Below are 20,580 nucleotides of genomic sequence, written 5' to 3'. Positions count from 1 at the left end.
CGGCACTCAGGTGGGACGGCCCGCAGCCGGGGTCGGAGATGTACGCCCCACCGGCGGTGACCAGGCCCGAGTCGACCTCGATGCCCTCCGTGACGTAGCCGGTGTCGAGGCCGGTGACCGGCGAGGCCGGAGACCCGGGTGACGGTCGGCCTCGGATGCGGCATGGCCAGGTCGGCGGCGAGCCCGGGGCGACGGTCACGCCCGGTCGGGCGACCGGCGCGGGCAGCCTACGGCGTCACGACGGGTCCGTGCGGGCGGCGGGGCGGCCAGGGCGGGGCGGCGAGCGTCGGGCGGCGCGGGCGGGGGCGGGGGCGACCGTGGCGGCGGCGGGCAGCCTACGGCGCCACGGCAGGTCCCTGCGGGCACCGGCGGCGGGGCGGCCAGAGCGAGGGCGACCGGGATGGTGAGCAGGTCGGGGCGGTGTAGGCGCAGGAGGCACGGCGGCAGACGGGGAGCGGGTGCGGGGCGAGGGGGCGCGCTGTGACGGGTGGGGCCGGAGCGGGGGTGCGGAGCCGGGAGCCCGGGAGCTGTCGGGAGGTGTCGGGAGCCGGGCGGGGCCCGTGTGCGGGCGCGGGGAGCGGGAGGCGGTGGCGACCGTGGGGGCGGGGGCAGGGGCAGGGGCGCGAGCGTGGGGAGCGGTGGGCGACGGTGGGGGCCGTGGGCGGAAAAAAATTGGGGTGCCGGATCGTGAACCGATCGACGGCGCTCGTCCGATGAGGGGATGTGAGCGAAACGAGAAGCGACGGGGAGCTGCTGCGGGCCATCGCGGCAGACGGGGACCGTCACGCCTTCGAGGAGCTGTACCGGCGCTACGCGCCGTGGCTGACCGCGCGGATGCGCAGCCGCTGCGCCGACGCCGCGATAGTCGACGACGTCGTCCAGGAGACGTTCCTCGCGGTGTGGCGCGGTACCGCCCGCTTCCGTGAGGAGGGCCACGGCGAGGACGCGGCCGGCTGGCTGTGGCGCATCGGAGCCCGCCGCCTCGTCGACGCCGTGCGCGGTGACGGGGCGCGGGGGCGGCTGCGCCAGACCCTGGCCAGGTTCCGCCATCGCGACGAGGCCTCGGCGGAGGAGCGCGTGCTCGCGGGGGTGGAGCACGGAGATCTCGCCGGTGCCCTCACCCGTCTCTCGCCGGAGCTGCGGGCGGTCCTCCAGGCCACCGTCATCGACGGACTCACCACCCGGGAGGCCGCCGTCCTGCTCGGCATCCCCCCGGGCACGGTCAAGACGCGGGCCCAGCGGGCCCGCAAGCACCTGCGGGAGGCGCTGGCATGAGGCGGTACGTGGCGGAAGGGCGCCTGCGCGCACGCGCGGAGGCCGACAGACTGAAGGAGGGGCCGGCATGACGTGGCACGTGGCGGAGGAAGACCTGCGCGCCTACGCGCGGGGCGAGCTGGCGGCGCCCCTGCTGTGGTCCGCCGACACCCACCTCACGGGGTGTGCCGAATGCCGGTCGCGGCTCGCGGGAGCCGTCGACCCGGTCGCACTGGACGCGGCCTGGGAGCGGCTGGACGCCGAACTGGACGCGCCCCGGCCGAGTCCGGTCGAGCGGCTGCTGGTGCGGCTCGGCGTGGCCGACCACACCGCACGGCTGCTGACGGCGACCCCGGTGCTGCGCCGGTCGTGGCTGCTGGCCGTGATGTCGCTCCTGGTCATGACGGTCGTGACGGTGCACGTGGTGGACCGGCCCGCGCTGTTCCTCGCCCTCGCCCCGCTGCTCCCGCTCGGCGGAGTCGCCCTGTCGTACGGGCCGGCCCTCGACCCGTCGTACGAGATGGCCCTCGTCGCGCCGATGCACGGGTTCCGCCTGCTGATGATCCGGACGGTCGCGGTGCTGACCGCGGGCCTCGCCTTCAACGGCCTGGCCACCCTCGCTCTGCCGGGGTACGGACTGCTGGCCCTGGCCTGGCTGCTGCCCGCGCTCGCCCTGACGGCCACCGGACTGGCGCTGACCCCCCGGCTGGGTCCGGTCCTCGCGCCCGTCCTGGTGGGCGGTGTCTGGCTGACGCTGCTGGTGGTGGCGCAGGCTCAGGCGCACTCCGCCACCACGCTCGTGCCCTTCACGGCGGCCGGGCAGTCGGTCGCGGCGGCCGTCGCGGTTCTCGCCACCGTGCTGCTCCACCAGACCCGGGACCGCTTCGACGCGCGTCCCGTGGGCGGCTTCACGGACGGCGGCGCCGGATGACGCCCCAGCCGGCCCCCACCCACCGACCGGAATCCCAGGAGTCCCGCATGACCACCCCGCCCCCGACCGTCACGGCCACCGGCCTCTCCCTGCGCTACGGCGGAACCCACGCCCTGGACGGCGTCTCGCTGCGCCTGACGCGGGGCGTCACCGGACTGCTCGGCCCGAACGGCGCCGGGAAGACCACCCTGCTGCGGGTGCTGGCCACGGCTGTGCCACCGGACCGGGGAGAGTTCACCGCCCTGGGCCACGACCCCGGCACCTCGGCCGGCCGCCTCGCCCTGCGCCGCACGCTCGGCTACCTCCCCCAGACACCGGGATTCCACCCCGACTTCACGGCCTTCGAGTTCGTCGACTACGTGGCGATCCTGAAGGAGCTGACCGACCGTGCCGCCCGGCTCCGCGAGGTGCGGCGGGTGCTGGACGCCGTCGACCTCTCCGACGTACGGGGCAAGCGGATCAAGAGACTGTCCGGTGGGATGCGACAGCGTGTCGCGCTGGCCGCCGCGCTCGTCGGCGACCCCGATTTCCTCGTCCTGGACGAACCGACCGTCGGTCTCGACCCGGAACAGCGGATGCGCTTCCGCGCTCTGATCGCCGAGGCCGGCGAGGGGCGCACGGTCCTGCTGTCCACGCACCAGACCGAGGACGTGGCGATGCTCTGCCACCGGGTCGTGGTCCTCGCGCAGGGCCGCGTCCGCTTCGAGGGCACCCCCGCCGAGCTGACCGGCCGCGCGGCCGGCCGGGTCTGGAGCAGCCCGGACCGGGATCCGGCCGCCCTGGCCGGCTGGCGCACCGGCACCGGCGCCTTCCGCAACATCGGAACTCCGCCGGAGGGCGCGGACCTGGTGGAACCCACCCTGGAGGACGGCTATCTGCTCACCCTCGACAGCGACAGCAGGACGGTGACCGCATGAGCACCACGATCACGACGCTCCGGGAATCCGCCTCGGGGCTCCCGGAACCCCAGGAGCCCGGCGGCCGCCGCACCGGCCCCGTTCTCGCCCTGGCCCGCTTCGAGGCCCGCGAACTCCTCCTCCAGGTCCCCGTCCTCGTCTTCCTGCTGGCCTACGTAGGTTTCACCGCCGCGCGGATGCTGTTCCAGGACGGCATGAGCGACCACCCCGTCCTCAACACGGTCGACCGCGGCACCCAGACGGCGCCCCTGCTCCTCGCCATCGCCCTGCTCGTCTGCACCAACGCCGCCGCCCTGCGCTCGCGCAAGCACGGCACGGCCCAGCAGTTCGACGTCATGGCGATGGAGCCCTGGCGGCGCGTCCTCGCACACATGCTCTCCGCGGTGCCGTTCGGGGCGCTCACCGCGGTCGTCGTCGCCGTCGAGTACACCCGGGAAGCGCTGAAGCCCGGCGCGATCGGGCACGGCGCGATCGGTGAACTGGCCGTGGGCCCGCTGGTCGTCCTGATGGCCGGCGTCACCGGCGTCCTGCTGGCCCGGCTCGCGCCCACGTCCTTCGCTCCCATGCTCTTCGTGGTCGCCGCGTACCTGCTGATGGTCCTCGCCAGCGAAGGGACCGAGTCGGACGACCCGGGGGCGGGCTGGCTCTCCCCGATGGTCTTCTCCGGCATCTCCGGCGGCGACCCGGTCCCCAGCGACCTCCTCGGCCGCCCCTCCGCCTGGCACGCGCTCTATCTGCTGGGGCTGTGCGCCCTGCTGAGCTGCGCGGCCCTCCTGCTGTCCGGCGGCCGCACCCGTGCCGTCAAGGCGGCGACCGCCCTCGCCCTCACGGTCACCGCGGCCGGCGCGATCGGTCAGCTCCCGCAGGACACGGCAGCCCTGGAGGCGGCCCGGAAGACGGCGTCCACGACTCCGCAGAAGGTCCAGTCGTGCACGCGGTACGACGGATCGACGTACTGCTCCTTCCCCGAGTGGCAGGGTGTGCGGGACGACTGGGCGGCGGTCGTCGACCGGCTCCGGTCCGCGGCCGGCGGCAGCGCGGCCGAGGCACGCCTGACGGTGCGCCAGCGCATCGACACCAGCGGCGGTATCGAGGCCGACTCCGCGCTGACCCCTTCCGCCACCCCGGGCGAGGTGACGGTCGGCACCCGCTGGGGCGGCAACCGCGTCCCCGAGTTCGCGGTGGGAGTCGCCACCGTCCTGGTGGCGGGCACCGAGGACGCGACGACGAAGGGCATGTGCGACGCCCGCGCGGTGACGATCATGTGGCTCGTGCTCGGCACCGACCCCACCCCGACGACCACGTTCGGGGACGTGCGGCTCGACGACAGCACCACCGGCTCCGGTGAGGTCCTGGCCCCCACGAACGGACTGGGCCTGACGGCCCACCAGACGACGGTCATCGGCGAACTGCTCGCCCGGCCCCGGACCGAGGTCACCGCCCGGGTCAAGGCGCACTGGGCGGAGCTGACCTCCGCACGGACCTCGACGGCCGAAGCGGCGGAGCTGCTGGGCGTCGCGGTGCCGCGGGGGGTGGAGTCGTGCGACGTCTGACCCGCACCGACGGCCACGGCGGTGGAGCCGTGCGACGGGTGACCGACCCCGACGGCCACGGCCCGACCTCGCGCCCCCGACTCCGCGCCCTGCTCCGGTCCCTCGCCCCGCCGGTGTGGCGGTCCCTGCCCCGGCTGACGTTGACCGCCACGGCGGGATCGGGCCTGCTGCTCGCGGCGAGTACGCGGCTGCCGGACCGGGCACCGGGAGAGGACCTGGGCCTGGTGGTGCTTCGGCTGACCGCGCTGACCGGCGCGGTGGGTGCGGCCTTCCTGCTCGACGACCCGGCCCGGCACACGACCGCCGCGACCCCGCTCGGCCGCCCCCTCCGCGCCGGCCTGCGCCTGGCGATGGCCGTCCCGCTCCTCGGCCTGTGGTGGACGGCGGCCCTGCTTCTGCTGCCCGGACCGACCCGCCCGCCCGTGGCCCCGGCCACCCTGGAGGCCCTGGCGACGGCCGGCGGCGCCATCGCCCTCGCGACCGCCGCCGTGCGCCTCACCGACGGCGCGCAGGTGGGAAGGCGAGCGGCGACCTGGCTCGGCGCGGCGGCCGCGGTGGCCGTCCTCCTCCCGGCGCGCTGGGGACTGCTGGCCCTGCCGGGGCACCGCTGGTGGGAGGAGACCCATCTGAGATGGGCGGTGCTCCTGGTGGTGACGCTGGTGTCGACGGCGCTGTGCACGCCGGAGCCTCTGAGACGCAGGGCAGTGCGGCTCCGTCCGTCCGGGGGCGCCCCCTCTCGGGGAGTGCGATGAGCGTCGGGACCGTCAGGTCTCCGTCCGGTACATCAGATCCGTCTCGTACGTGACGAACCCCAGCCGCTCGTAGACCGACACCGCCGCCTTGTTGTCGGCGTCGACGTAGAGCATGGCCGTGGGCAGCGTCTGGGCCGCCAGATGCCGCAGGCCGATCGTGGTGAGGGACTTGCCGAGGCCGCCGCCCTGGGCACCGGGGGCGACACCGAGGACGTAGACCTCGCCGAGCCCCTCCTCGGCATGGACCTTCGTCCAGTGGAAGCCGATGAGCCGCTCCCCGCGGAAGGCGAGGAAGAAGCCGGCGGGGTCGAACCAGGGCTGGGCCTTGCGGTCGTCGAGGTCGCGCTGGGTGAGGGAGCCCTGTTCGGGATGGTGGGCGAAGGCGGCGGCGTTGACGGCCAGCCAGGCGCTGTCGTCCTGACCGGAGACGAAGGTCCGGACGGTCACTCCCTCGGGGAGCACCGGGTCGGGCAGGTCGAGGTCGGTCAAGGGCCGGCGCATCTGGCGCAGTTCGCGGAACAGCGTCAGCCCGAGCACCTGGGCGAGGTGCCTGGCGGCGGAGTGGCCGCCGTGGGCCCAGACCCGCAGGCGTTTGCCGGAGGTGGCGAGCAGGGCGGAGCCGAGGGCCCGACCGTGCCCGTGCCCGCGGTGCGCGGGGTGGACGACCAGCTCGGCGGCCGGGGCCTCGACGGGGTCGGTGTCCTCCAGCTGGGCGTAGCCGACGAGTTCGTCGGCCACGGAGAGCAGGAGGTGGGAGACGCCCTCGCGAGGGCCACCGCGCAGTTGCAGCCGGCCCTGTTCGGACACCGCCTGCCGGCCGTCGCTGTGGGCGGCTTCCGCGAGCAGTTCGAGGACGGCCTCGGTCTGTGCGGGGGAGAGCGCGGAGAGGGTCTCGATGGATCGGGAACCGGGGGCCGCTACGGGGTCGTCGCTGGTCATGCGTACGAGGGTAAAGGGCGGGCTCGGCAAAGTGGCGGCACCGGGAAAGGGGACGGGGCTCGATCCGGAAAGGGAGGACGGTGACGTACCGGTGGCAGGGAGGGCGAAGGGGGTGGGGGCACAGCGGACGACAAGGAAAGGGCAAAGGGAAACCAGGATGTAACCAAGAACCCCCTGTCGCGCTACGCGCGTTGACTCTAGGCTGCGGCCCGACGGGGCCACTCCCTCAGACGCCTCGCAGGGCCTCCCCGGCCCCGAGGACGTCGACACCACAGCAGACACCACAGGGGGGCGCATGCCAGCCACTGCCCAATCGCATCCGAGCCGCAGACGCCGTACGTACGGGCTGCTCGCGGCGGCCGCCGGTCTGGCCACCGCCGGCGCGCTGGTCGCCGCGCTGCCGGCGGGCGCGCACGACGGCAGGCACGGGAAGCCGCTGCCGAGCCGTTACCAGGACGTGCAACTGCTGTCGTTCAACGACCTGCACGGCAACCTCGAGCCGCCGAGCGGTTCCTCCGGCCGGGTCACCGAACTCCAGGCCGACGGCACGACGAAGACGATCGACGCGGGCGGTGTGGAGTACCTGGCCACGCACCTGCGCCAGGCCCGCGAGGGCAACAAGTACTCGATCACCGCGGCCGGCGGTGACATGGTCGGCGCCTCCCCGCTGATCTCCGGTCTCTTCCACGACGAGCCCACCATCGAGGCGCTCAACAAGCTGGACCTCGACGTCACCTCCGTCGGCAACCACGAGTTCGACGAGGGCGCCAAGGAGCTGGCACGCCTCCAGAAGGGCGGCTGCCACCCGACGGACGGCTGCTACACGGACGAGGAGTTCGGCGGCGCCGACTTCCCGTACCTCGCGGCGAACGTCCTGGACGAGAAGTCCGGGAAGCCGATCCTGAAGCCGTACTGGGTCTGGAAGAAGAAGGACGTCAAGATCGGTTTCATCGGCGTGACCCTGGAGGACACGCCGGGCATCGTCTCCGCGGAGGGCGTCAAGGGCCTGAAGTTCAAGGACGAGGTCGAGACGATCAACAAGTACGCCAAGGAGCTCCAGCGCCAGGGCGTGAAGTCGATCGTGGCGCTGATCCACGAGGGCGGCCTGCCGGCCTCCACCTCCTACAACTACAACTGTGACTCGCCGGGCGCCGGCGACGGCATCTCCGGTCCGATCGTCGACATCGCGAAGAACATCTCGCCGTCGGTGGACGCCCTGGTCACGGGCCACACGCACGCCGCGTACGCCTGCACGATCAACGACCCGTCGGGCAAGCCGCGCACGGTGACCTCGGCCGCCTCGTTCGGCCGCCTCTACACGGACACCACGCTGACGTACGACCGCTTCACGGGTGACATCGCCCGTACGGCGGTGAAGTCGGCGAACCACGTGGTCACCCGGACCGTCCCCAAGGCGACGGACATGACCGAGCTGATCAGCAGGTGGAACACGCTGGCCGCGCCCATCGGCAACCGTGCGATCGCCCATGTCTCCGCCGACGTCCCCAACACGGGCACCGAGTCCCCGATGGGCGACCTGATCGCGGACGCGCAGCTCTGGTACGGCAAGAAGCTGGACGCGGAGGCGGACCTCGCGCTGATGAACCCCGGTGGGGTGCGGGCCGGTCTGACCTACGCCGCCAAGGGCGCCGAGGGCGACGGCGTGGTCACCTACGCCGAGGGCTTCACCGTCCAGCCGTTCGCCAACACCGTGAACCTCCAGGACTTCACCGGCGCCCAGCTCGTCCAGGTGCTCAAGGAGCAGGTGAGCGGGGGGAACGCGAGCGCGCCGAAGATCCTCCAGCCCTCGGCGAACCTGTCGTACACGCTGGACCTGACCAAGAGCGGCGCGGACCGCGTCGTCACGGACTCCATCAAGCTGAACGGCGCGGCCATCGACCCGGCCGCCACCTACCGCGTCGCGACGAACAGCTTCCTCGCGGGCGGCGGCGACGGCTTCACCACCCTGGGCCAGGGCACGAACGACCTCGTCGGCCTCGACGACCTGTCCGCCCTGGAGCAGTACCTGCTGGCCAACTCCTCGGCCACCGCCCCGATCGCGCCGCCGGTGCCGAACCGCATCACGATCCTGAACTGACCCGGGACCTCGGGACCCTGAGGGCCCTGAGGTCCTCCCACCGCAGAGGCGGTCGCGTCATCGACGCGGCCGCCTCTCCGCGTGTGCGCGTACGCCGACCGGTGGAGACGGGAACACACGCTGAGCTGATGGCGCGGGGCGGGACGTACGCCGGGCTGGCGGGGCCCGGGCCGGAGAGCGGGGAGGACACATCGGTGCTCGCAGTCACGAGCGACGGCGGCCGGTCGGTCAGAGGGCTGCAAGGAGCACAGACACCATGAAACACACGGTCCCCGGCTCCGGCCCCGTCCGGGACAGCAAGGTCCCGGACGGAGGGGTGCTCGTCTTCGGCGCGGCCTCGTGGGCCGCGTTCCTGACTCACACGTCGCGCGGCTAGGCCGACGGCGTCCAGTCGCCCAGCCAGTCGGCGACCTCCTGGTTGGCGGCCTGCGCGTCGGTCAGGAGGGGGCGGTCGGTGCTCGTGGAACCCGTGGCCGCGCCCGCGCCCTTGTTCTTGTACTCGGCGAAGCGGTCGTCCTTCCAGGAGAAGCCGCTCATGTCGGTCCAGGGCGTGGTGCGGATCGCGGCACTCAGGGTGGTGTTGCGGACCGTGGTCTGCGGGTCGAGGGTGGCGTCGCCACCGGCGTGCCAGGGGCGGCCGAGGTAGAAGGTGCGGTCGGAGACGTCTCCGTTCACCGTGGAGTTGGCGATCAGGATGCCCTTGCGGCCGGCCGCCGTGCTCGGGGCCGTGACATAGCCGGCGGAGGTGCCGTTCCAGCGCTTCTTCAGGGTGATGACCGACTTGTCGATCACCGCGGTCGCCCGGCCGAAGATGAAGTCGACGTTGCCGACGACGTACGAGTTCGTCATGTAGACGCGGCCCAGCTTGTCCTTGGACGCGGTGTCCACCAGCAGGGTGTCCTGGTCGCCGCTGACGATGACGCCGTCGAGGAGCACCTTGTCGGCGGCGGTGCGCAGGGCCACCGCCTGGCCGGCGATGTCCTGGTGGGCGGCCTCGTCGAAGTCGTTGGAGATGGTCAGGTTGCGGGCCTGGAAGTCGTCCGCCTCCACGGCGACGGTGGCGCTGCCGCCGGTGCCGTACGTGCCGGAGCCGTCGGGCTTCGGCGTGCCGGACGCGTTGTTGTAGACGATCGTCGTGTCCTTGCGGCTGCCGCCCGAGCCCTGGATGGTGACGTGCGGCTTGTTGGAGGGGACCTTGACCAGTTCGCGGTACGTCCCCGGCTTCACGGAGATGACGACGCGCGAGGGGTTGTTCACCGGTACGGCGTTCACGGCCGCCTGCACGGTCCTGTACTGCCCGGAGCCGTCGGCGGCGACGGTGAGCGTCGTGGCGGCGGCCTTGGTGGTGGCGGTCGTGGCCGCCGTCGTGCCGAGGGAAGCGCGCGGTCCCGCCCCCGACTTGAGGAGGGCGGGCACGTCGGCGGCCTTGTCGAGGGTGTACGCGTAGTACTTCTTCGGGTCCCAGGCCGCGCCCGTGCCGCCGCTCTCGTTCTTGCCGGTGGTCCCGGCCAGGACGTTGCCGCGCTGGACGAGGGTGGCGGTGGCGTCCCGGACGACGGGGTTGGTGATGCCCTGGAAGTAGGAGTTCTCCAGGATCATGTTCGTCCCGCCGCGGCTGTAGTTGCCGTACGAGGACTTGATGTCCGTCCCCGCCACGTCCTCCAGGAAGTTGTTGTAGAGGTGCGCGTGGGCGACGTTGTCCGTGGAGGGGTTGCGCTGCTCGGTCTCGCGGATCCAGTTGTGGTGGATGGTGATGTCCGCGGTGACGTTCTCGGTCCAGCCGATGCCGAAGGCCTTGTTCTCCTGGCTGAGCTTGTTCCAGGAGACGGTCAGGTAGGTGGTGTCCTTGCGGCTGTCGATGAGCCCGTCGGCCATGTGCCGGATGTCGTTGTGGTCGATCCAGACGTGGTGGGCGCCGTCCATCTGGATGCCGTCGAAGTCGTGTTCCTTGTCGTTCCACACGCCCTGGTACGCGTCCCGGATGGTCAGGTTCCGGATGATCACGTTGTGGACGCCGGTGCCGAGGAAGAACCCGCCGCCGACGATCTGCCCGGAGGTTCCGGAGCCCACGATCGTCTTGTCGGAGGCGACCCTGATCTCCTTGCCGACCGGCTTCATGTCGATCGTCGCCGCGACGACGATGACGTACGGCTCCGCGGCGGTCGCGTACTTCTCCAGATCGGCGAGCGTCTTCACGGTGACGGTCCTGCCGTCCCGGCCGCCGTACGTCCCGTTCTGGCCGAGCGCGTTCACGGACGCGAAGCCGTCCGCGGTGGCGGTCGCCCAGGCGGGTGCGGCGGTGGCCGCGGACGCGCTGGCCTGCGCGTCCGCGCCGAACAGTCCGAGGTCCGTGCCGTAGGCGAAGGTGCCGGCGGCCGTGAGGGCGAGGGGCACGCCCACCGCCACGGCGGTCCTGCGCCTGCGGTGCCGGGGCTTGCGACGGATGTCGGTCATGTGTGGGGTTCCGTTTCCGTGGGAGGGGGACCACCCGGAAGAGATGCGGGTCACGGGATGGTCGCCGCCCACGGCGGAAAGGTTGCCGAACTCCCGCACTCTCCCGGGGAGTACGGCCGCGCACGTCCTACGGCAGCTCGGGCGGAGGCGTCGGCGCCCCGGGCAGACGTACGGTCACCAGCGTGCCGTCGCCCTCCGCGCCGGCCAGCGTGATCTCGCCGCCCGCCTGCCGGACCGTGCGCGCGACGATCGCCAGGCCGAGGCCCGAGCCCGGCAGGGCCCTCGCGCTCGGGGAGCGCCAGAACCGGTCGAAGACGTGCGGGAGTTCGTCCTCGGGAATGCCGGGGCCGTGGTCGCGGACGGTCAGGACACCGTCGGCGAGACCGACCTCGACGGAGCCGCCCACCGGGCTGAACTTCACCGCGTTGTCCAGGATGTTGACCACCGCCCGCTCCAGCGCGGCCGGCTCCGCCCGGACGTACCAGGGATCCAGCGAGGCCGTGATCGTCAGCTCCGGGCCGCGCAGCCGTGCCCGGCGCAGGGCCGACTCCACGGTGTCCTCCAGGGAGACCACCTGGACCCGCTCACCCCGCTGGGCGTCCGAGCGGGACAGCTCCTGGAGGTCACCGATGAGCGCGGCCAGTTCGGTCATCTGCGCCTTGACGGACGCGAGGAGCGCCTTGCGGTCCGCCTCCGGGATGGGGCGGCCCGTCTCCTCGCTGCGGCTGAGGAGTTCGATGTTGGTGCGGAGGGAGGTGAGGGGGGTGCGGAGTTCGTGGCCCGCGTCCGCGATCAACTGCTGTTGCAGTGCTCGGGAGTTGGCCAGGGAGGCCGTCATCGAGTTGAAGGAGCGGGAGAGGCGGGCCACCTCGTCCTCGGCGTCCTCCTCCACGGGGATGCGGATGCCGAGGTCATCGGTGCGGGCCACATGCTCGACGGCCTCGGTCAGCTTGTCCACGGGCCGCAGACCCGCGCGGGCCACGGCCAGACCCGCGGCGCCGGCGCCGAGGACTCCGATCCCGGAGACGAGGAGGAGGACGAGGGCGAGTTCGTTGAGGGTCTTCTCGGTGCCCTTCAGGGAGAGTGCGACGATCAGACCGACGTTGGGGCCGGGCTCCCCGCTGACGGTGGTGGTGCCGCCCAGGGGCTGGACCATGACTCGGACGGATTCGCCGTCGGAGTCCGTGCCGTCACGGAAGTACAGCTCGTCGGTGTTGCCGTCCTCGATCTGCCGCCTGTCGGACTGGCTGACCTTGACCTTGCCGATGGAGTCCTGGACGAGACAGGCGGTCCCGTCCTCCTTGACCACCTGGATGTAGTTGTTCCGGAACGGGGTGGTGGTGCCCTCCGGGCTGTCCGTGCAGTTGTTGAGGGCGTTCAGAAGTTCCATCTTGGGCGCCCGCATGCCGTGCTGCAGATCGCCGTCGACCTGCTCGTACAACTTCCCCTGCACGATGAACCAGCAGGTCACCGAAACCGCCGCCACCGCGAACGCGACCGCCGCGGCGACCAGCATCGACAGCCGGGCCCTGATGGGAAGGGTCCGGAACCGTCGTACGACCCTGTTCACTCCGCGCCGCCCTGCCGCAACACGTATCCCACGCCGCGCACGGTGTGCACGAGGCGCGGTTCGCCGCCCGCCTCCGTCTTGCGGCGCAGGTACATGACGTACACGTCGAGGGAGTTGGACGAGGGCTCGAAGTCGAAGCCCCACACCGCCTTGAGGATCTGCTCGCGGGTGAGGACCTGGCGCGGGTGCGCCATGAACATCTCCAGCAGGGTGAACTCGGTACGGGTCAGTTCCACGGCCCGTCCGGCGCGCGTCACCTCCCGGGTGGCGAGGTTCATGCGCAGGTCGGCGAAGGTGAGGGCGTCGTCGTCGGTGTTCGCGCCGGCCGCCGCCGCGTAGGAGCTGCGCCGCAGCAGGGCCCGCACGCGGGCGAACAGCTCGTCCAGTTCGAAGGGCTTGACCAGGTAGTCGTCGGCGCCCGCGTCGAGCCCGGTGACGCGGTCGCCGACGGTGTCGCGGGCGGTCAGCATGAGGATCGGGGTGGTGTCCCCGGCGCCGCGGATGCGGCGGGCGGCGGTGAGGCCGTCCATGCGGGGCATCTGGATGTCGAGGACGACCAGGTCGGGCCGGTAGGCGGTCGCCTTCTCCAGGGCGTCCGCGCCGTCCACGGCGACCTCTGTGGCGTAGCCCTCGAAGGCGAGGCTGCGCTGGAGCGCTTCGCGCACCGCCGGCTCGTCGTCGACGATCAGGATGCGCTGGGTGTCACGGTCGCCTTCGGCGGGGCTCATGGCGTGGATCCTCGGGTGCGGTGGGGGGGGCGGGTGCTGCGGGCGGTGTCGCTCTCAGCCTCGCATCGTAGTGAGCCGGTTCAACGGCACCTTGCGGCGGTGCGGGCGGGTGGCACCGGTACGCAGACCCATCAGCTGCGGGACGGCGACCTCGGCGGGGCGGGCCGGTGCCGTCGGGGCGTGCAGTGCGTACGCCACGTCGAGGGCCAGGGCGAGGTCGGCCGGGCCGACGCCGGTCACCGGGTGCGAAACCTGCTTGATCATGACGTACTCCCTGAGTGCTGGAAGGGGATTCAGCTGTCGGAGCCGCCGGCCCGCAGGGTGGCGAGGTCGGCCTTGACGGTGTTGACCGGGATGGCGAAGCCGAGGCCGACACTGCCGGCGGTGGAGGAGGTGGCGTCGGCGGCGGAGTACATCGCGGAGTTGATGCCGATGATGTCGCCGTTGGCGTCGATCAGGGCGCCGCCGGAGTTGCCGGGGTTGAGGGAGGCGTCCGTCTGGAGCGCCTTGTACGTCGTGGTGGACGAGCCGGTGTCGCCGTTGAACTGCCGGCCGCCGAACTCGAACGGCCAGCCGCCGCCCTGCTGCTGTTGCTGTTGGCCCTGGCTCTCGTCGGTGGAGACGGTCACGTCCCGGTCGAGGGCGGAGACGATGCCGCTGGTCACGGTGCCGGTGAGGCCCTCGGGGGAGCCGATCGCCACGACCGTGTCGCCGACCTTGACGCCGTCGGAGTTGCCGAGGGTGGCCGTCCTCAGGCCGGAGGCGTTCTCCAGCTTGATCAGTGCCAGGTCCTTCTTGCTGTCGGTGCCGACGACCTTGGCGGTGTACTCCTTGCCGTCGCTGGTGGACACCTTGATCGAGGAGGCGCCGGCGATGACGTGGTTGTTGGTGAGGATCTCGCCGTCGCTGGTGATGATCACGCCGGAGCCGGTCGAGGAGCCGCCGCTGAGGGTGGCGTTGATCTCGACGACGCTCGGGCTGACCGCGGCGGCGATGCTGGCCACGTCACCGCTCTTGCTGGCCGGCACCACGCTGGTGGTCGTGGAGGAGGCGACGACCTGGTCCTTGCCGGTCAGCTCCTGGATGCCGTAGGCGGTGCCGCCGCCGATCGCGGCGGCGACGATCGCCACGGCGGCGAGCAGCGCCATCGGGCCGCGCGTCGCGCGCCTCCTCGGGGGAACGGGTGCGGGCTCGGCGGCCACGGGGGTCAGGAGAGCGGTCCCGCCGCCGTTGCCGTCGCCGGCGGCCGCGGTGTCCCGGGCGCCGCCGGACTGGGCCGGCGACCCCCACCCGGCGCCCGGCTCGACCGGCTGCGCTCCGACCGGCTGCGGCGCGGCCGGCCGGTACGCCGGCGGGGGCGGCCACTCCGGGTTCACCGGGGCGGAAGCGTGCTGCGGGGCGCCCTGGTACGGGTTCTCGTGGTTCTCGTACTCGCCGCTGCGGCGGAAGCTCTCGGTCATGGAACAGAGCTTTCCCCCCGACCATGAGAGCCGCCTGAGTGCTCCCTGAGAAGCCCGGCAGAACCTCGTACGCCCGATGTGAAGACGCTACCGGCAGGAAGCCGGTCGCTCTCGGAGACCTCTCACATGGGGTGGCCGGAGGCTGATCAGGGCCTTACGGGCTCACTCGCAGCCGCAGGAGCGGCGGACCACCAGCCGGGACGGGAACACCTTGAGCCGCTCGCGGCGCGAGCCCGCGACCCGCAGCCCGTCGTCCAGCACGAGGTCGACGGCCGCGCGGGCCATCGCCGAGCGGTCGGAGGCGACCGTGGTCAGCGGAGGGTCGGCGAGCGCGGCTTCCTTGATGTCGTCGAAGCCGGCCACGCCCAGTTCGCCGGGCACGTCGATACGCAGCTCGCGGGCCGCCCGCAGCAGGCCGATCGCCTGGTCGTCGGTGGAGCAGAAGACGGCCGGCGGCCGGTCCGGGCCCGACAGCAGCTCCAGGCCCACCTGGTAGGCGTCGTAACGGTTGTAGGGGGCCTCGAACAGCCGGCCCTCGGTGGGGATGCCGGCCTCGTCCATGGCCCGCCGCCAGCCCTCGACGTGGTCGGAGACCGGGTCGCCGACGGACGGCGTGTCCGCGGTGCCGCCCACACAGGCCACGTAGTCGTAGCCGTGCTCCAGGAGGTGGCGGACGGCGAGCTGGGCGCCGCCCAGGTCGTCGGTGACGACGGCGACGTCGTCGATGGCCTCCGGGCGCTCGTGCAGCAGCACCACCCGGGCGTCCCAGGCGTCGATCTCGGCGGCGGCGTTGTCGTTCAGCGCGTGGCTGACGAGGATCAGGCCGGAGACCCGCATGCCCAGGAAGGCGCGCAGATAGTGGACCTCGCGCTCGCCGACGTAGTCGGAGTTGCCGACCAGCACCATTTTTCCGCGCTCGGACGCGGCCTGTTCGACCGCGTGCGCCATCTCCCCGAAGAAGGGCTGGCGCGCGTCCGGCACGATCAGGCCTATGAGGTCCGTCCGCCGTGACGCCATCGCCTGCGCGACCCGGTCGGGCCGGTACGACAGTTCCTTGATGGCGGCGAGGACACGCTCGCGCGTGGCCGGGGCGACCGGCCGGGGTCCGTTGTTGATGACATAGCTGACGACGGCGGTGGACGTCCCCGCCAGCCGTGCCACGTCATCCCTGGTTACCTTGGCCACGCGCGGAGTCTACGCGGATGGATCCGCCCGGGGCAGGGCGTCTCACGGCTTCCCTGTGCGGAAGCGACGCCCCGCCTGAGCGGCGGCTACGCCTCGGCGGAGATCTCCTCGGCGCCCACGGACGCCTCGGTGTCCCCATCCTCCGGTTTTGCCCGGTCCGCCGCGGCCTTGGCCTCCTCGGCGGCGCGGTCGACCTTCTCGGGGGTAACGAATCGATAACCGACGTTGCGGACGGTTCCGATCAGCGACTCGTGCTCCGGGCCGAGCTTGGCGCGCAGCCGTCGTACGTGCACGTCGACGGTCCGGGTGCCGCCGAAGTAGTCGTAGCCCCAGACCTCCTGGAGGAGCTGGGCGCGGGTGAAGACGCGGCCCGGGTGCTGCGCCAGGTACTTCAGGAGTTCGAACTCCTTGAAGGTGAGGTCGAGGACGCGGCCCTTGAGCTTGGCGGAGTAGGTCGCCTCGTCGACCGACAGGTCGCCGTTGCGGATCTCCATGGGGGAGTCGTCGTTGACGATCTGCTGGCGGCCCATCGCCAGCCGAAGCCGTGCCTCGACCTCCGCCGGGCCGGCGGTGTCGAGCAGGACGTCGTCGATGCCCCAGTCGGCGGTGACGGCGGCGAGGCCGCCCTCGGTGACGACCAGGATGAGCGGACAGCCGGGGCCGGTGGAGCGCAGCAGCTGGCACAGGCTGCGGACCTGCGGGAGGTCACGGCGCCCGTCGATCAGGATGACGTCGGCGCCCGGGGTGTCGACGAGGGCGGGGCCCTCCGCGGGAGCCACCCGCACGTTGTGCAGCAGAAGTCCGAGCGCGGGCAGCACCTCCGTCGACGGCTGGAGGGCGTTGGTCAGGAGCAGCAGAGAACTCATACGTCTGGTTCCTCCTCGGTCCCTGCGAGGACGTTTGCGGCACTGCGGCACTGCGCTGCGCGTCCCGGGGCCCGTACACCTGCGGTCACCTGCTGTTTCCCGCTTCGTATACAACGCTTCCGAAAGCACAAAAGGACCCGGGGGCTACGCTGCCCGAGTCCTCTGCCCAGCAGAATAGCCCACATGAGCAACGGTCCGGCAGGTCATGTGGCACGTTCCACCGTTCGTCCGAGTGCTGAGACGGGCACGAGGACACCGTCGCGGACGTTCCTGCCCACGGCCGACGGCGTCTCCATCGATTCCGTGTACGACCCGGGTGCGGCCGTGGACGACACCTCGGCGTCCCCTTCCCGCGGCCTGGTGTTCGTCGTGGCGCACGGCTTCACCGGCGACGTGGACCGCCCGCACGTGCGCCGGATCGCTTCGGCGCTCGCCCGCCACGGGGCCGTCGTCACCTTCTCCTTCCGCGGGCACGGACGCTCCGGCGGCCGCTCCACCGTGGGCGACCGCGAGGTCCTCGACCTCGACGCGGCCGTGGCCCTGGCCCGCCGGCTCGGGCACACGCGCGTGGCGACCGTCGGCTTCTCCATGGGCGGCTCGGTGGTGCTGCGGCACGCGGCCCTGCACACCGGCACGGTCGACGCGGTGGTCTCCGTCAGCGCCCCCGCCCGCTGGTACTACCGGGGTACGGCCCCCATGCGCCGGCTGCACTGGCTGGTCACCCGCCCCGCGGGCCGCCTGGTCGGCCGCTACGGCTTCCGCACCCGCATCCACCACCGGGACTGGGACCCGGTTCCGCTCTCCCCGGTGGAGGCGGTCCCCAGGATCGCGCCCACGCCCCTGCTGCTGGTCCACGGCGACAGCGACGGCTACTTTCCCCTCGATCACCCCCGCATGCTGGCCGAGGCCGCCGGTGACCACGGCGAACTCTGGGTGGAGCCCGGCATGGGCCACGCCGAGCACGCCGCCACCGACGACCTCCTCACCCGCATCGGTACCTGGACGGCCGCGCGGGCGGGCTAGCCTGATCCCGTCGACCACCGAAGAGACTGACTGAGGGACGAGATGGCGAAGGTCACGGTGCGCTACTGGGCGGCCGCCAAGGCCGCGGCCGGAGTAGCCGAGGAGCCGCACGACGCGGACACCCTCGCCGAGGCGCTCCGGGCCGCGCGCGAGCGACACCCCGGCGAACTCGCGCGGGTGCTTCAGCGGTGCTCGTTCCTCGTCGACGGTGACCCCGTGGGCACCCGCGGACATGAGACGGTACGGCTGGCCGACGGCGGCACGGTCGAGGTGCTCCCGCCGTTCGCAGGAGGGTGAGATGAGCGACCAGCCGTACGAGGGGCAGTACCCGCAGGGGTACGACCCGTACCAGCAGCAGACCCCGCAGCAGCAGGAGTGGCCCGCCCGGCGGGACCACGGGTACGAGGACCCGCAGGCCCATGTCCAGCACACCCAGCAGTGGCAGGGACAGACCTGGGAGACCAGCGTGCAGCCGCCCGTCGCGGCGGCGGACCCGGCGGAGACGGCCTACCTGCCCCCGCAGACGGGCGAGGCCCCGGCCTGGCGGCAGCAGGCCCCCCGATCCCAGCAGGAGCAGGAGCAGGGCCGGCAGGGCCAGTACCAGCAGGAGCAGTACCCACCGGATCAGTACGGGCAGGGCCAGTACCAGCAGGGCCAGTACCAGCAGGGCCAGTACCAGCAGCCCTCGCACGAGCAGCAGGCGCGGTACCAGGAGTCGTACGACCCGCGGCCGTCGTACGGGCACCAGGCCTCGTACGGTCAGCAGGCGTCGTACGGTGAGCAGCCGGTGGCCCATGCCGCACCGCCCGTGCCGGCCCCCGCCCCCGTCCCCGCGCCCGCCGTCCCCGAGGCGCCGCCGGAGGGTGAGGGCGGGCCGTCCTACGGGCCCGCCACCATGGCCGGCAACGCCCGCGTCACCGACGCGCAGCGGGCCCGCCTCGAAGGCCGCTCGCCGATCATCGAACCCGGCATGCAGCCCGCCGCGCTCACCGCGCTCCTCGGCCTGCTCCTGGCCGGTACGGCGGCGATCGGCACCTACGCGCTGGCCGTCCCGCTCGTCGTCCTCCAGGCCGTCACGGCGGCCGGCTGGTTCCGGCTGAACGGCATGTGGCCCGCCCGGCAGGGCATCGCGCTGGCCTTCCTCGGCGCGCTGGTCTCCGACGTGGCGCTCCTCGCGGCCGGCCGGGACAACGCCCCGGCCGCGATCCTGGGCAGCCTCGGCGTCTGGGTCCTGCTCTGCCTCGTCCTCCAGCTCCGCTCGCACGCCGACCCCGACGAGCGCATGTACGGCCTGATGGCGACGGTCGTCTCGGCCGCCCTGGCGATCCTGGCCACCGGCCACCTCGGGGCCGACCCGGACGCCGTGGCGGTCGGCGCCACCGCCGTCGCCGTCGCCGTGGTGGCCCGGGCGCTGCCGCTGCCGACGCCCGCCTCGGTGGTCGTCGCGCTGCTCGCGGCGGCGGGCGCCGGCATCGCGGTCGGCGGGATGACCGGACTGGGTGCCGAGGGGGCGCTGCTCGGCGCGGGAGCGGCGGTCTGCGCGCTGATCGGCCACCGGGTGGCCAGTTATGACTACCCGTCGCGCTTCGTGCACTTCACGGCGGGTGTGGCCCTGCCGCTGGCCGCCGCGGCACCGGCGGTGTACGTGCTGGGACGAGCGCTGGGGTAGGGACCCGGGCGTCCGCCCGTGTCACAGGTGATCGACAATTCCGGCCACCCTCCGCGTTCGGAGTTACCGTGAGTGGTCAATGACCGTCCGATGATCGTGGGGGAACCACCGCATGCGAGCGCTTCGAATACTGCTGGTCGTCGTCGTGGTCCTGGGCGGCCTGTTCGTGCTCGCCGACCGCCTCGCCGTGAACTTCGCCGAGGGCGAGGTCGCGGACAAGCTCCGGGCCAACGAGAACCTGGCGACCACCCCGGACGTGTCCATCAAGGGCTTCCCCTTCCTCACCCAGGTCGCCGGCGGTGAGCTGGACGACGTCGAGGTCGGCATCGACGGCTACGAGGCCGTCGCCGGCGCCGACGGCCAGAAGATCCGCATCGACGATCTCGAGGCGAACATGAAGGGCGTCGAGTTCTCCGGCGACTACAGTTCCGCCACCGCGTCCCGCGCCACCGGCACCGCGTCGATCAGCTACGCGGAGCTGCTGAAGACCGCCAAGTCCGAGCCCACCGAGATCGGCCCGGCCACGGCCCGGGTCATCGGTCTCTCCGACGGCGGCAACGGCAAGATCAAGGTCACCGTCGAGGCGAGCATCGGCGGCACCAAGCTGCCGCAGCCCGTCTCCGTGCTGAGCACGGTCACCGCCGAGGGCGACACCGTACGGGTGCACGCCGACTCGCTGCCCAGCTTCGGTCCGTTCCAGGTCGCCGAGGACGAGGTGCGCGGCATCACCGACTTCGAGCAGAAGATCGACGACCTGCCCGGCGGCATCCAGCTCGACAAGGTCGAGGCCGCGAAGAACGGTGTGGAGATCACGGTGAAGGGTTCCCACGTCCGTCTCGCCGGGTAGTCCACCACCGATGGACGGCGGTGTCCGACAGGCGAGACGCCCCGTCCGTGGCACAGGTGTGCTGACCGACACCGATGACCAGGAGCGCCCGGAAGCCGTGCGGTGACGGCCCGGGCGCTCTGCGTTTCTCACTATGCGGACGATGACGTCTCACCATGCGGAGCACTGGTGACACGTCCACCCCTACGTCCCTACGATCGACCGCATGAAGCAGCGACAGGCGGATCTCACGAAGCGGCGGGCAGTAGACCTGTGCCGCGTCGCCGCCATGCTCTGTCGCCCTGTCTGAGCGGAAGCCCAGCCGGCCTTCCGCGCCCTCCCGACGCCCTCCATC

Annotated in this window: 20 protein-coding genes; 12 read left to right on the top strand and 8 right to left on the bottom strand. The window is 72.4% G+C overall.

Annotation, left to right across the window (positions count from 1 at the left end; translation table 11 throughout):
* The first annotated feature begins 723 nt into the window (after nucleotides 1-723).
* The 5 genes from ACFYO5_RS31470 to ACFYO5_RS31450 all read left to right on the top strand — a co-directional run bounded on the left by ACFYO5_RS31470 (nucleotide 724) and on the right by ACFYO5_RS31450 (nucleotide 5,407).
* On the top strand, nucleotides 724-1,275 hold the full coding sequence (locus tag ACFYO5_RS31470) for an RNA polymerase sigma factor (protein WP_388715220.1): 552 nt from the start codon (nucleotides 724-726) through the stop codon (nucleotides 1,273-1,275).
* Between the two features lie 67 nt (nucleotides 1,276-1,342).
* Nucleotides 1,343-2,185, top strand: a complete 843-nt coding sequence (locus ACFYO5_RS31465) for a zf-HC2 domain-containing protein (protein WP_388715218.1) — start codon at nucleotides 1,343-1,345, stop codon at nucleotides 2,183-2,185.
* A 47-nt stretch (nucleotides 2,186-2,232) separates the two neighbouring features.
* Complete coding sequence (locus tag ACFYO5_RS31460) at nucleotides 2,233-3,102, top strand: ABC transporter ATP-binding protein (RefSeq protein ID WP_388715215.1); 870 nt, start codon at nucleotides 2,233-2,235, stop codon at nucleotides 3,100-3,102.
* The gene (locus ACFYO5_RS31455) at nucleotides 3,099-4,655 is read left to right on the top strand and encodes an ABC transporter permease (protein WP_388715212.1); all 1,557 of its coding nucleotides are present in this window, start codon (nucleotides 3,099-3,101) and stop codon (nucleotides 4,653-4,655) included. Before ACFYO5_RS31460 ends, ACFYO5_RS31455 begins: the two co-directional genes overlap by 4 nt.
* A complete protein-coding gene (locus tag ACFYO5_RS31450; protein WP_388715209.1) occupies nucleotides 4,643-5,407 on the top strand; it encodes an ABC transporter in 765 nt (254 codons plus the stop codon). Before ACFYO5_RS31455 ends, ACFYO5_RS31450 begins: the two co-directional genes overlap by 13 nt.
* A 12-nt stretch (nucleotides 5,408-5,419) precedes the next feature.
* Here the strand turns inward: ACFYO5_RS31450 and mshD are convergent, their stop codons facing one another.
* Nucleotides 5,420-6,346: a mycothiol synthase gene (gene mshD / locus ACFYO5_RS31445; RefSeq protein WP_388715206.1), complete on the bottom strand. Its 927-nt coding sequence runs from the start codon at nucleotides 6,344-6,346 to the stop codon at nucleotides 5,420-5,422.
* A gap of 295 nt (nucleotides 6,347-6,641) precedes the next feature.
* Here mshD and ACFYO5_RS31440 point away from each other — a divergent pair, with 295 nt between their 5' ends.
* Entirely contained in the window at nucleotides 6,642-8,444 is a 1,803-nt protein-coding gene (locus ACFYO5_RS31440) for a bifunctional metallophosphatase/5'-nucleotidase (RefSeq protein ID WP_388715203.1), read from the top strand.
* A gap of 256 nt (nucleotides 8,445-8,700) precedes the next feature.
* Complete coding sequence (locus ACFYO5_RS31435) at nucleotides 8,701-8,820, top strand: DUF397 domain-containing protein (protein ID WP_388715201.1); 120 nt, start codon at nucleotides 8,701-8,703, stop codon at nucleotides 8,818-8,820.
* Here ACFYO5_RS31435 and ACFYO5_RS31430 read toward each other — a convergent pair.
* The 7 genes from ACFYO5_RS31430 to ACFYO5_RS31400 all read right to left on the bottom strand — a co-directional run bounded on the left by ACFYO5_RS31430 (nucleotide 8,817) and on the right by ACFYO5_RS31400 (nucleotide 16,707).
* Complete coding sequence (locus ACFYO5_RS31430) at nucleotides 8,817-10,898, bottom strand: pectinesterase family protein (RefSeq protein ID WP_388715198.1); 2,082 nt, start codon at nucleotides 10,896-10,898, stop codon at nucleotides 8,817-8,819. The genes ACFYO5_RS31435 and ACFYO5_RS31430 overlap by 4 nt on opposite strands.
* A 127-nt stretch (nucleotides 10,899-11,025) precedes the next feature.
* The gene (locus ACFYO5_RS31425) at nucleotides 11,026-12,468 is read right to left on the bottom strand and encodes a sensor histidine kinase (RefSeq protein WP_388715195.1); all 1,443 of its coding nucleotides are present in this window, start codon (nucleotides 12,466-12,468) and stop codon (nucleotides 11,026-11,028) included.
* A complete protein-coding gene (locus ACFYO5_RS31420) occupies nucleotides 12,465-13,196 on the bottom strand; it encodes a response regulator transcription factor (protein ID WP_388715192.1) in 732 nt (243 codons plus the stop codon). Before ACFYO5_RS31420 ends, ACFYO5_RS31425 begins: the two co-directional genes overlap by 4 nt.
* Nucleotides 13,197-13,250: 54 nt before the next feature.
* Nucleotides 13,251-13,460, bottom strand: coding sequence for a hypothetical protein (locus ACFYO5_RS31415; RefSeq protein ID WP_388715189.1), 210 nt, complete (start codon nucleotides 13,458-13,460; stop codon nucleotides 13,251-13,253).
* A gap of 29 nt (nucleotides 13,461-13,489) precedes the next feature.
* The gene (locus ACFYO5_RS31410) at nucleotides 13,490-14,656 is read right to left on the bottom strand and encodes a S1C family serine protease (RefSeq protein WP_388715186.1); all 1,167 of its coding nucleotides are present in this window, start codon (nucleotides 14,654-14,656) and stop codon (nucleotides 13,490-13,492) included.
* 162 nt (nucleotides 14,657-14,818) lie between these two features.
* Nucleotides 14,819-15,841, bottom strand: coding sequence for a LacI family DNA-binding transcriptional regulator (locus ACFYO5_RS31405; protein WP_388715182.1), 1,023 nt, complete (start codon nucleotides 15,839-15,841; stop codon nucleotides 14,819-14,821).
* Between the two features lie 86 nt (nucleotides 15,842-15,927).
* On the bottom strand, nucleotides 15,928-16,707 hold the full coding sequence (locus ACFYO5_RS31400) for a response regulator transcription factor (RefSeq protein ID WP_356569018.1): 780 nt from the start codon (nucleotides 16,705-16,707) through the stop codon (nucleotides 15,928-15,930).
* A gap of 183 nt (nucleotides 16,708-16,890) precedes the next feature.
* On the opposite strand from ACFYO5_RS31400, the gene ACFYO5_RS31395 reads away from it, so the two are divergent.
* From ACFYO5_RS31395 to ACFYO5_RS31375, 5 genes are all read left to right on the top strand, one after another.
* Complete coding sequence (locus tag ACFYO5_RS31395) at nucleotides 16,891-17,730, top strand: alpha/beta hydrolase (protein WP_388715179.1); 840 nt, start codon at nucleotides 16,891-16,893, stop codon at nucleotides 17,728-17,730.
* Nucleotides 17,731-17,772: 42 nt separating this feature from the next.
* The gene (locus ACFYO5_RS31390; protein ID WP_356569022.1) at nucleotides 17,773-18,027 is read left to right on the top strand and encodes a MoaD/ThiS family protein; all 255 of its coding nucleotides are present in this window, start codon (nucleotides 17,773-17,775) and stop codon (nucleotides 18,025-18,027) included.
* Nucleotide 18,028: 1 nt separating this feature from the next.
* Nucleotides 18,029-19,399 (top strand): hypothetical protein, encoded by a 1,371-nt coding sequence (locus ACFYO5_RS31385; RefSeq protein ID WP_388715176.1) that lies wholly within the window; start codon nucleotides 18,029-18,031, stop codon nucleotides 19,397-19,399.
* Between the two features lie 112 nt (nucleotides 19,400-19,511).
* Nucleotides 19,512-20,246, top strand: a complete 735-nt coding sequence (locus ACFYO5_RS31380) for a DUF2993 domain-containing protein (RefSeq protein WP_356569026.1) — start codon at nucleotides 19,512-19,514, stop codon at nucleotides 20,244-20,246.
* A 205-nt stretch (nucleotides 20,247-20,451) separates the two neighbouring features.
* Nucleotides 20,452-20,535: an Ms5788A family Cys-rich leader peptide gene (locus ACFYO5_RS31375; RefSeq protein ID WP_353850233.1), complete on the top strand. Its 84-nt coding sequence runs from the start codon at nucleotides 20,452-20,454 to the stop codon at nucleotides 20,533-20,535.
* Nucleotides 20,536-20,580: the final 45 nt, after the last annotated feature.

Origin of the sequence: Streptomyces sp. NPDC006259, assembly GCF_042870975.1 — a bacterium.
Lineage (GTDB): Bacteria > Actinomycetota > Actinomycetes > Streptomycetales > Streptomycetaceae > Streptomyces.
Note: the sequence above shows the minus strand (reverse complement) of the source record. Positions and strands in the feature narration are given on the sequence as shown.

What these genes read in the sequence shown, in the direction of transcription:
- ACFYO5_RS31455 (WP_388715212.1), top strand. Translation starts at nt 3,099, where the DNA reads ATGAGCACCACGATCACGACGCTCCGGGAATCCGCCTCGGGGCTCCCG.
- ACFYO5_RS31410 (WP_388715186.1), bottom strand. Translation starts at nt 14,656, where the DNA reads ATGACCGAGAGCTTCCGCCGCAGCGGCGAGTACGAGAACCACGAGAAC.
- ACFYO5_RS31435 (WP_388715201.1), top strand. Translation starts at nt 8,701, where the DNA reads ATGAAACACACGGTCCCCGGCTCCGGCCCCGTCCGGGACAGCAAGGTC.
- ACFYO5_RS31375 (WP_353850233.1), top strand. Translation starts at nt 20,452, where the DNA reads ATGAAGCAGCGACAGGCGGATCTCACGAAGCGGCGGGCAGTAGACCTG.
- ACFYO5_RS31440 (WP_388715203.1), top strand. Translation starts at nt 6,642, where the DNA reads ATGCCAGCCACTGCCCAATCGCATCCGAGCCGCAGACGCCGTACGTAC.
- ACFYO5_RS31385 (WP_388715176.1), top strand. Translation starts at nt 18,029, where the DNA reads ATGAGCGACCAGCCGTACGAGGGGCAGTACCCGCAGGGGTACGACCCG.
- ACFYO5_RS31400 (WP_356569018.1), bottom strand. Translation starts at nt 16,707, where the DNA reads ATGAGTTCTCTGCTGCTCCTGACCAACGCCCTCCAGCCGTCGACGGAG.
- ACFYO5_RS31380 (WP_356569026.1), top strand. Translation starts at nt 19,512, where the DNA reads ATGCGAGCGCTTCGAATACTGCTGGTCGTCGTCGTGGTCCTGGGCGGC.
- ACFYO5_RS31395 (WP_388715179.1), top strand. Translation starts at nt 16,891, where the DNA reads ATGAGCAACGGTCCGGCAGGTCATGTGGCACGTTCCACCGTTCGTCCG.
- ACFYO5_RS31420 (WP_388715192.1), bottom strand. Translation starts at nt 13,196, where the DNA reads ATGAGCCCCGCCGAAGGCGACCGTGACACCCAGCGCATCCTGATCGTC.
- mshD (WP_388715206.1), bottom strand. Translation starts at nt 6,346, where the DNA reads ATGACCAGCGACGACCCCGTAGCGGCCCCCGGTTCCCGATCCATCGAG.
- ACFYO5_RS31465 (WP_388715218.1), top strand. Translation starts at nt 1,343, where the DNA reads ATGACGTGGCACGTGGCGGAGGAAGACCTGCGCGCCTACGCGCGGGGC.
- ACFYO5_RS31390 (WP_356569022.1), top strand. Translation starts at nt 17,773, where the DNA reads ATGGCGAAGGTCACGGTGCGCTACTGGGCGGCCGCCAAGGCCGCGGCC.
- ACFYO5_RS31415 (WP_388715189.1), bottom strand. Translation starts at nt 13,460, where the DNA reads ATGATCAAGCAGGTTTCGCACCCGGTGACCGGCGTCGGCCCGGCCGAC.
- ACFYO5_RS31460 (WP_388715215.1), top strand. Translation starts at nt 2,233, where the DNA reads ATGACCACCCCGCCCCCGACCGTCACGGCCACCGGCCTCTCCCTGCGC.
- ACFYO5_RS31430 (WP_388715198.1), bottom strand. Translation starts at nt 10,898, where the DNA reads ATGACCGACATCCGTCGCAAGCCCCGGCACCGCAGGCGCAGGACCGCC.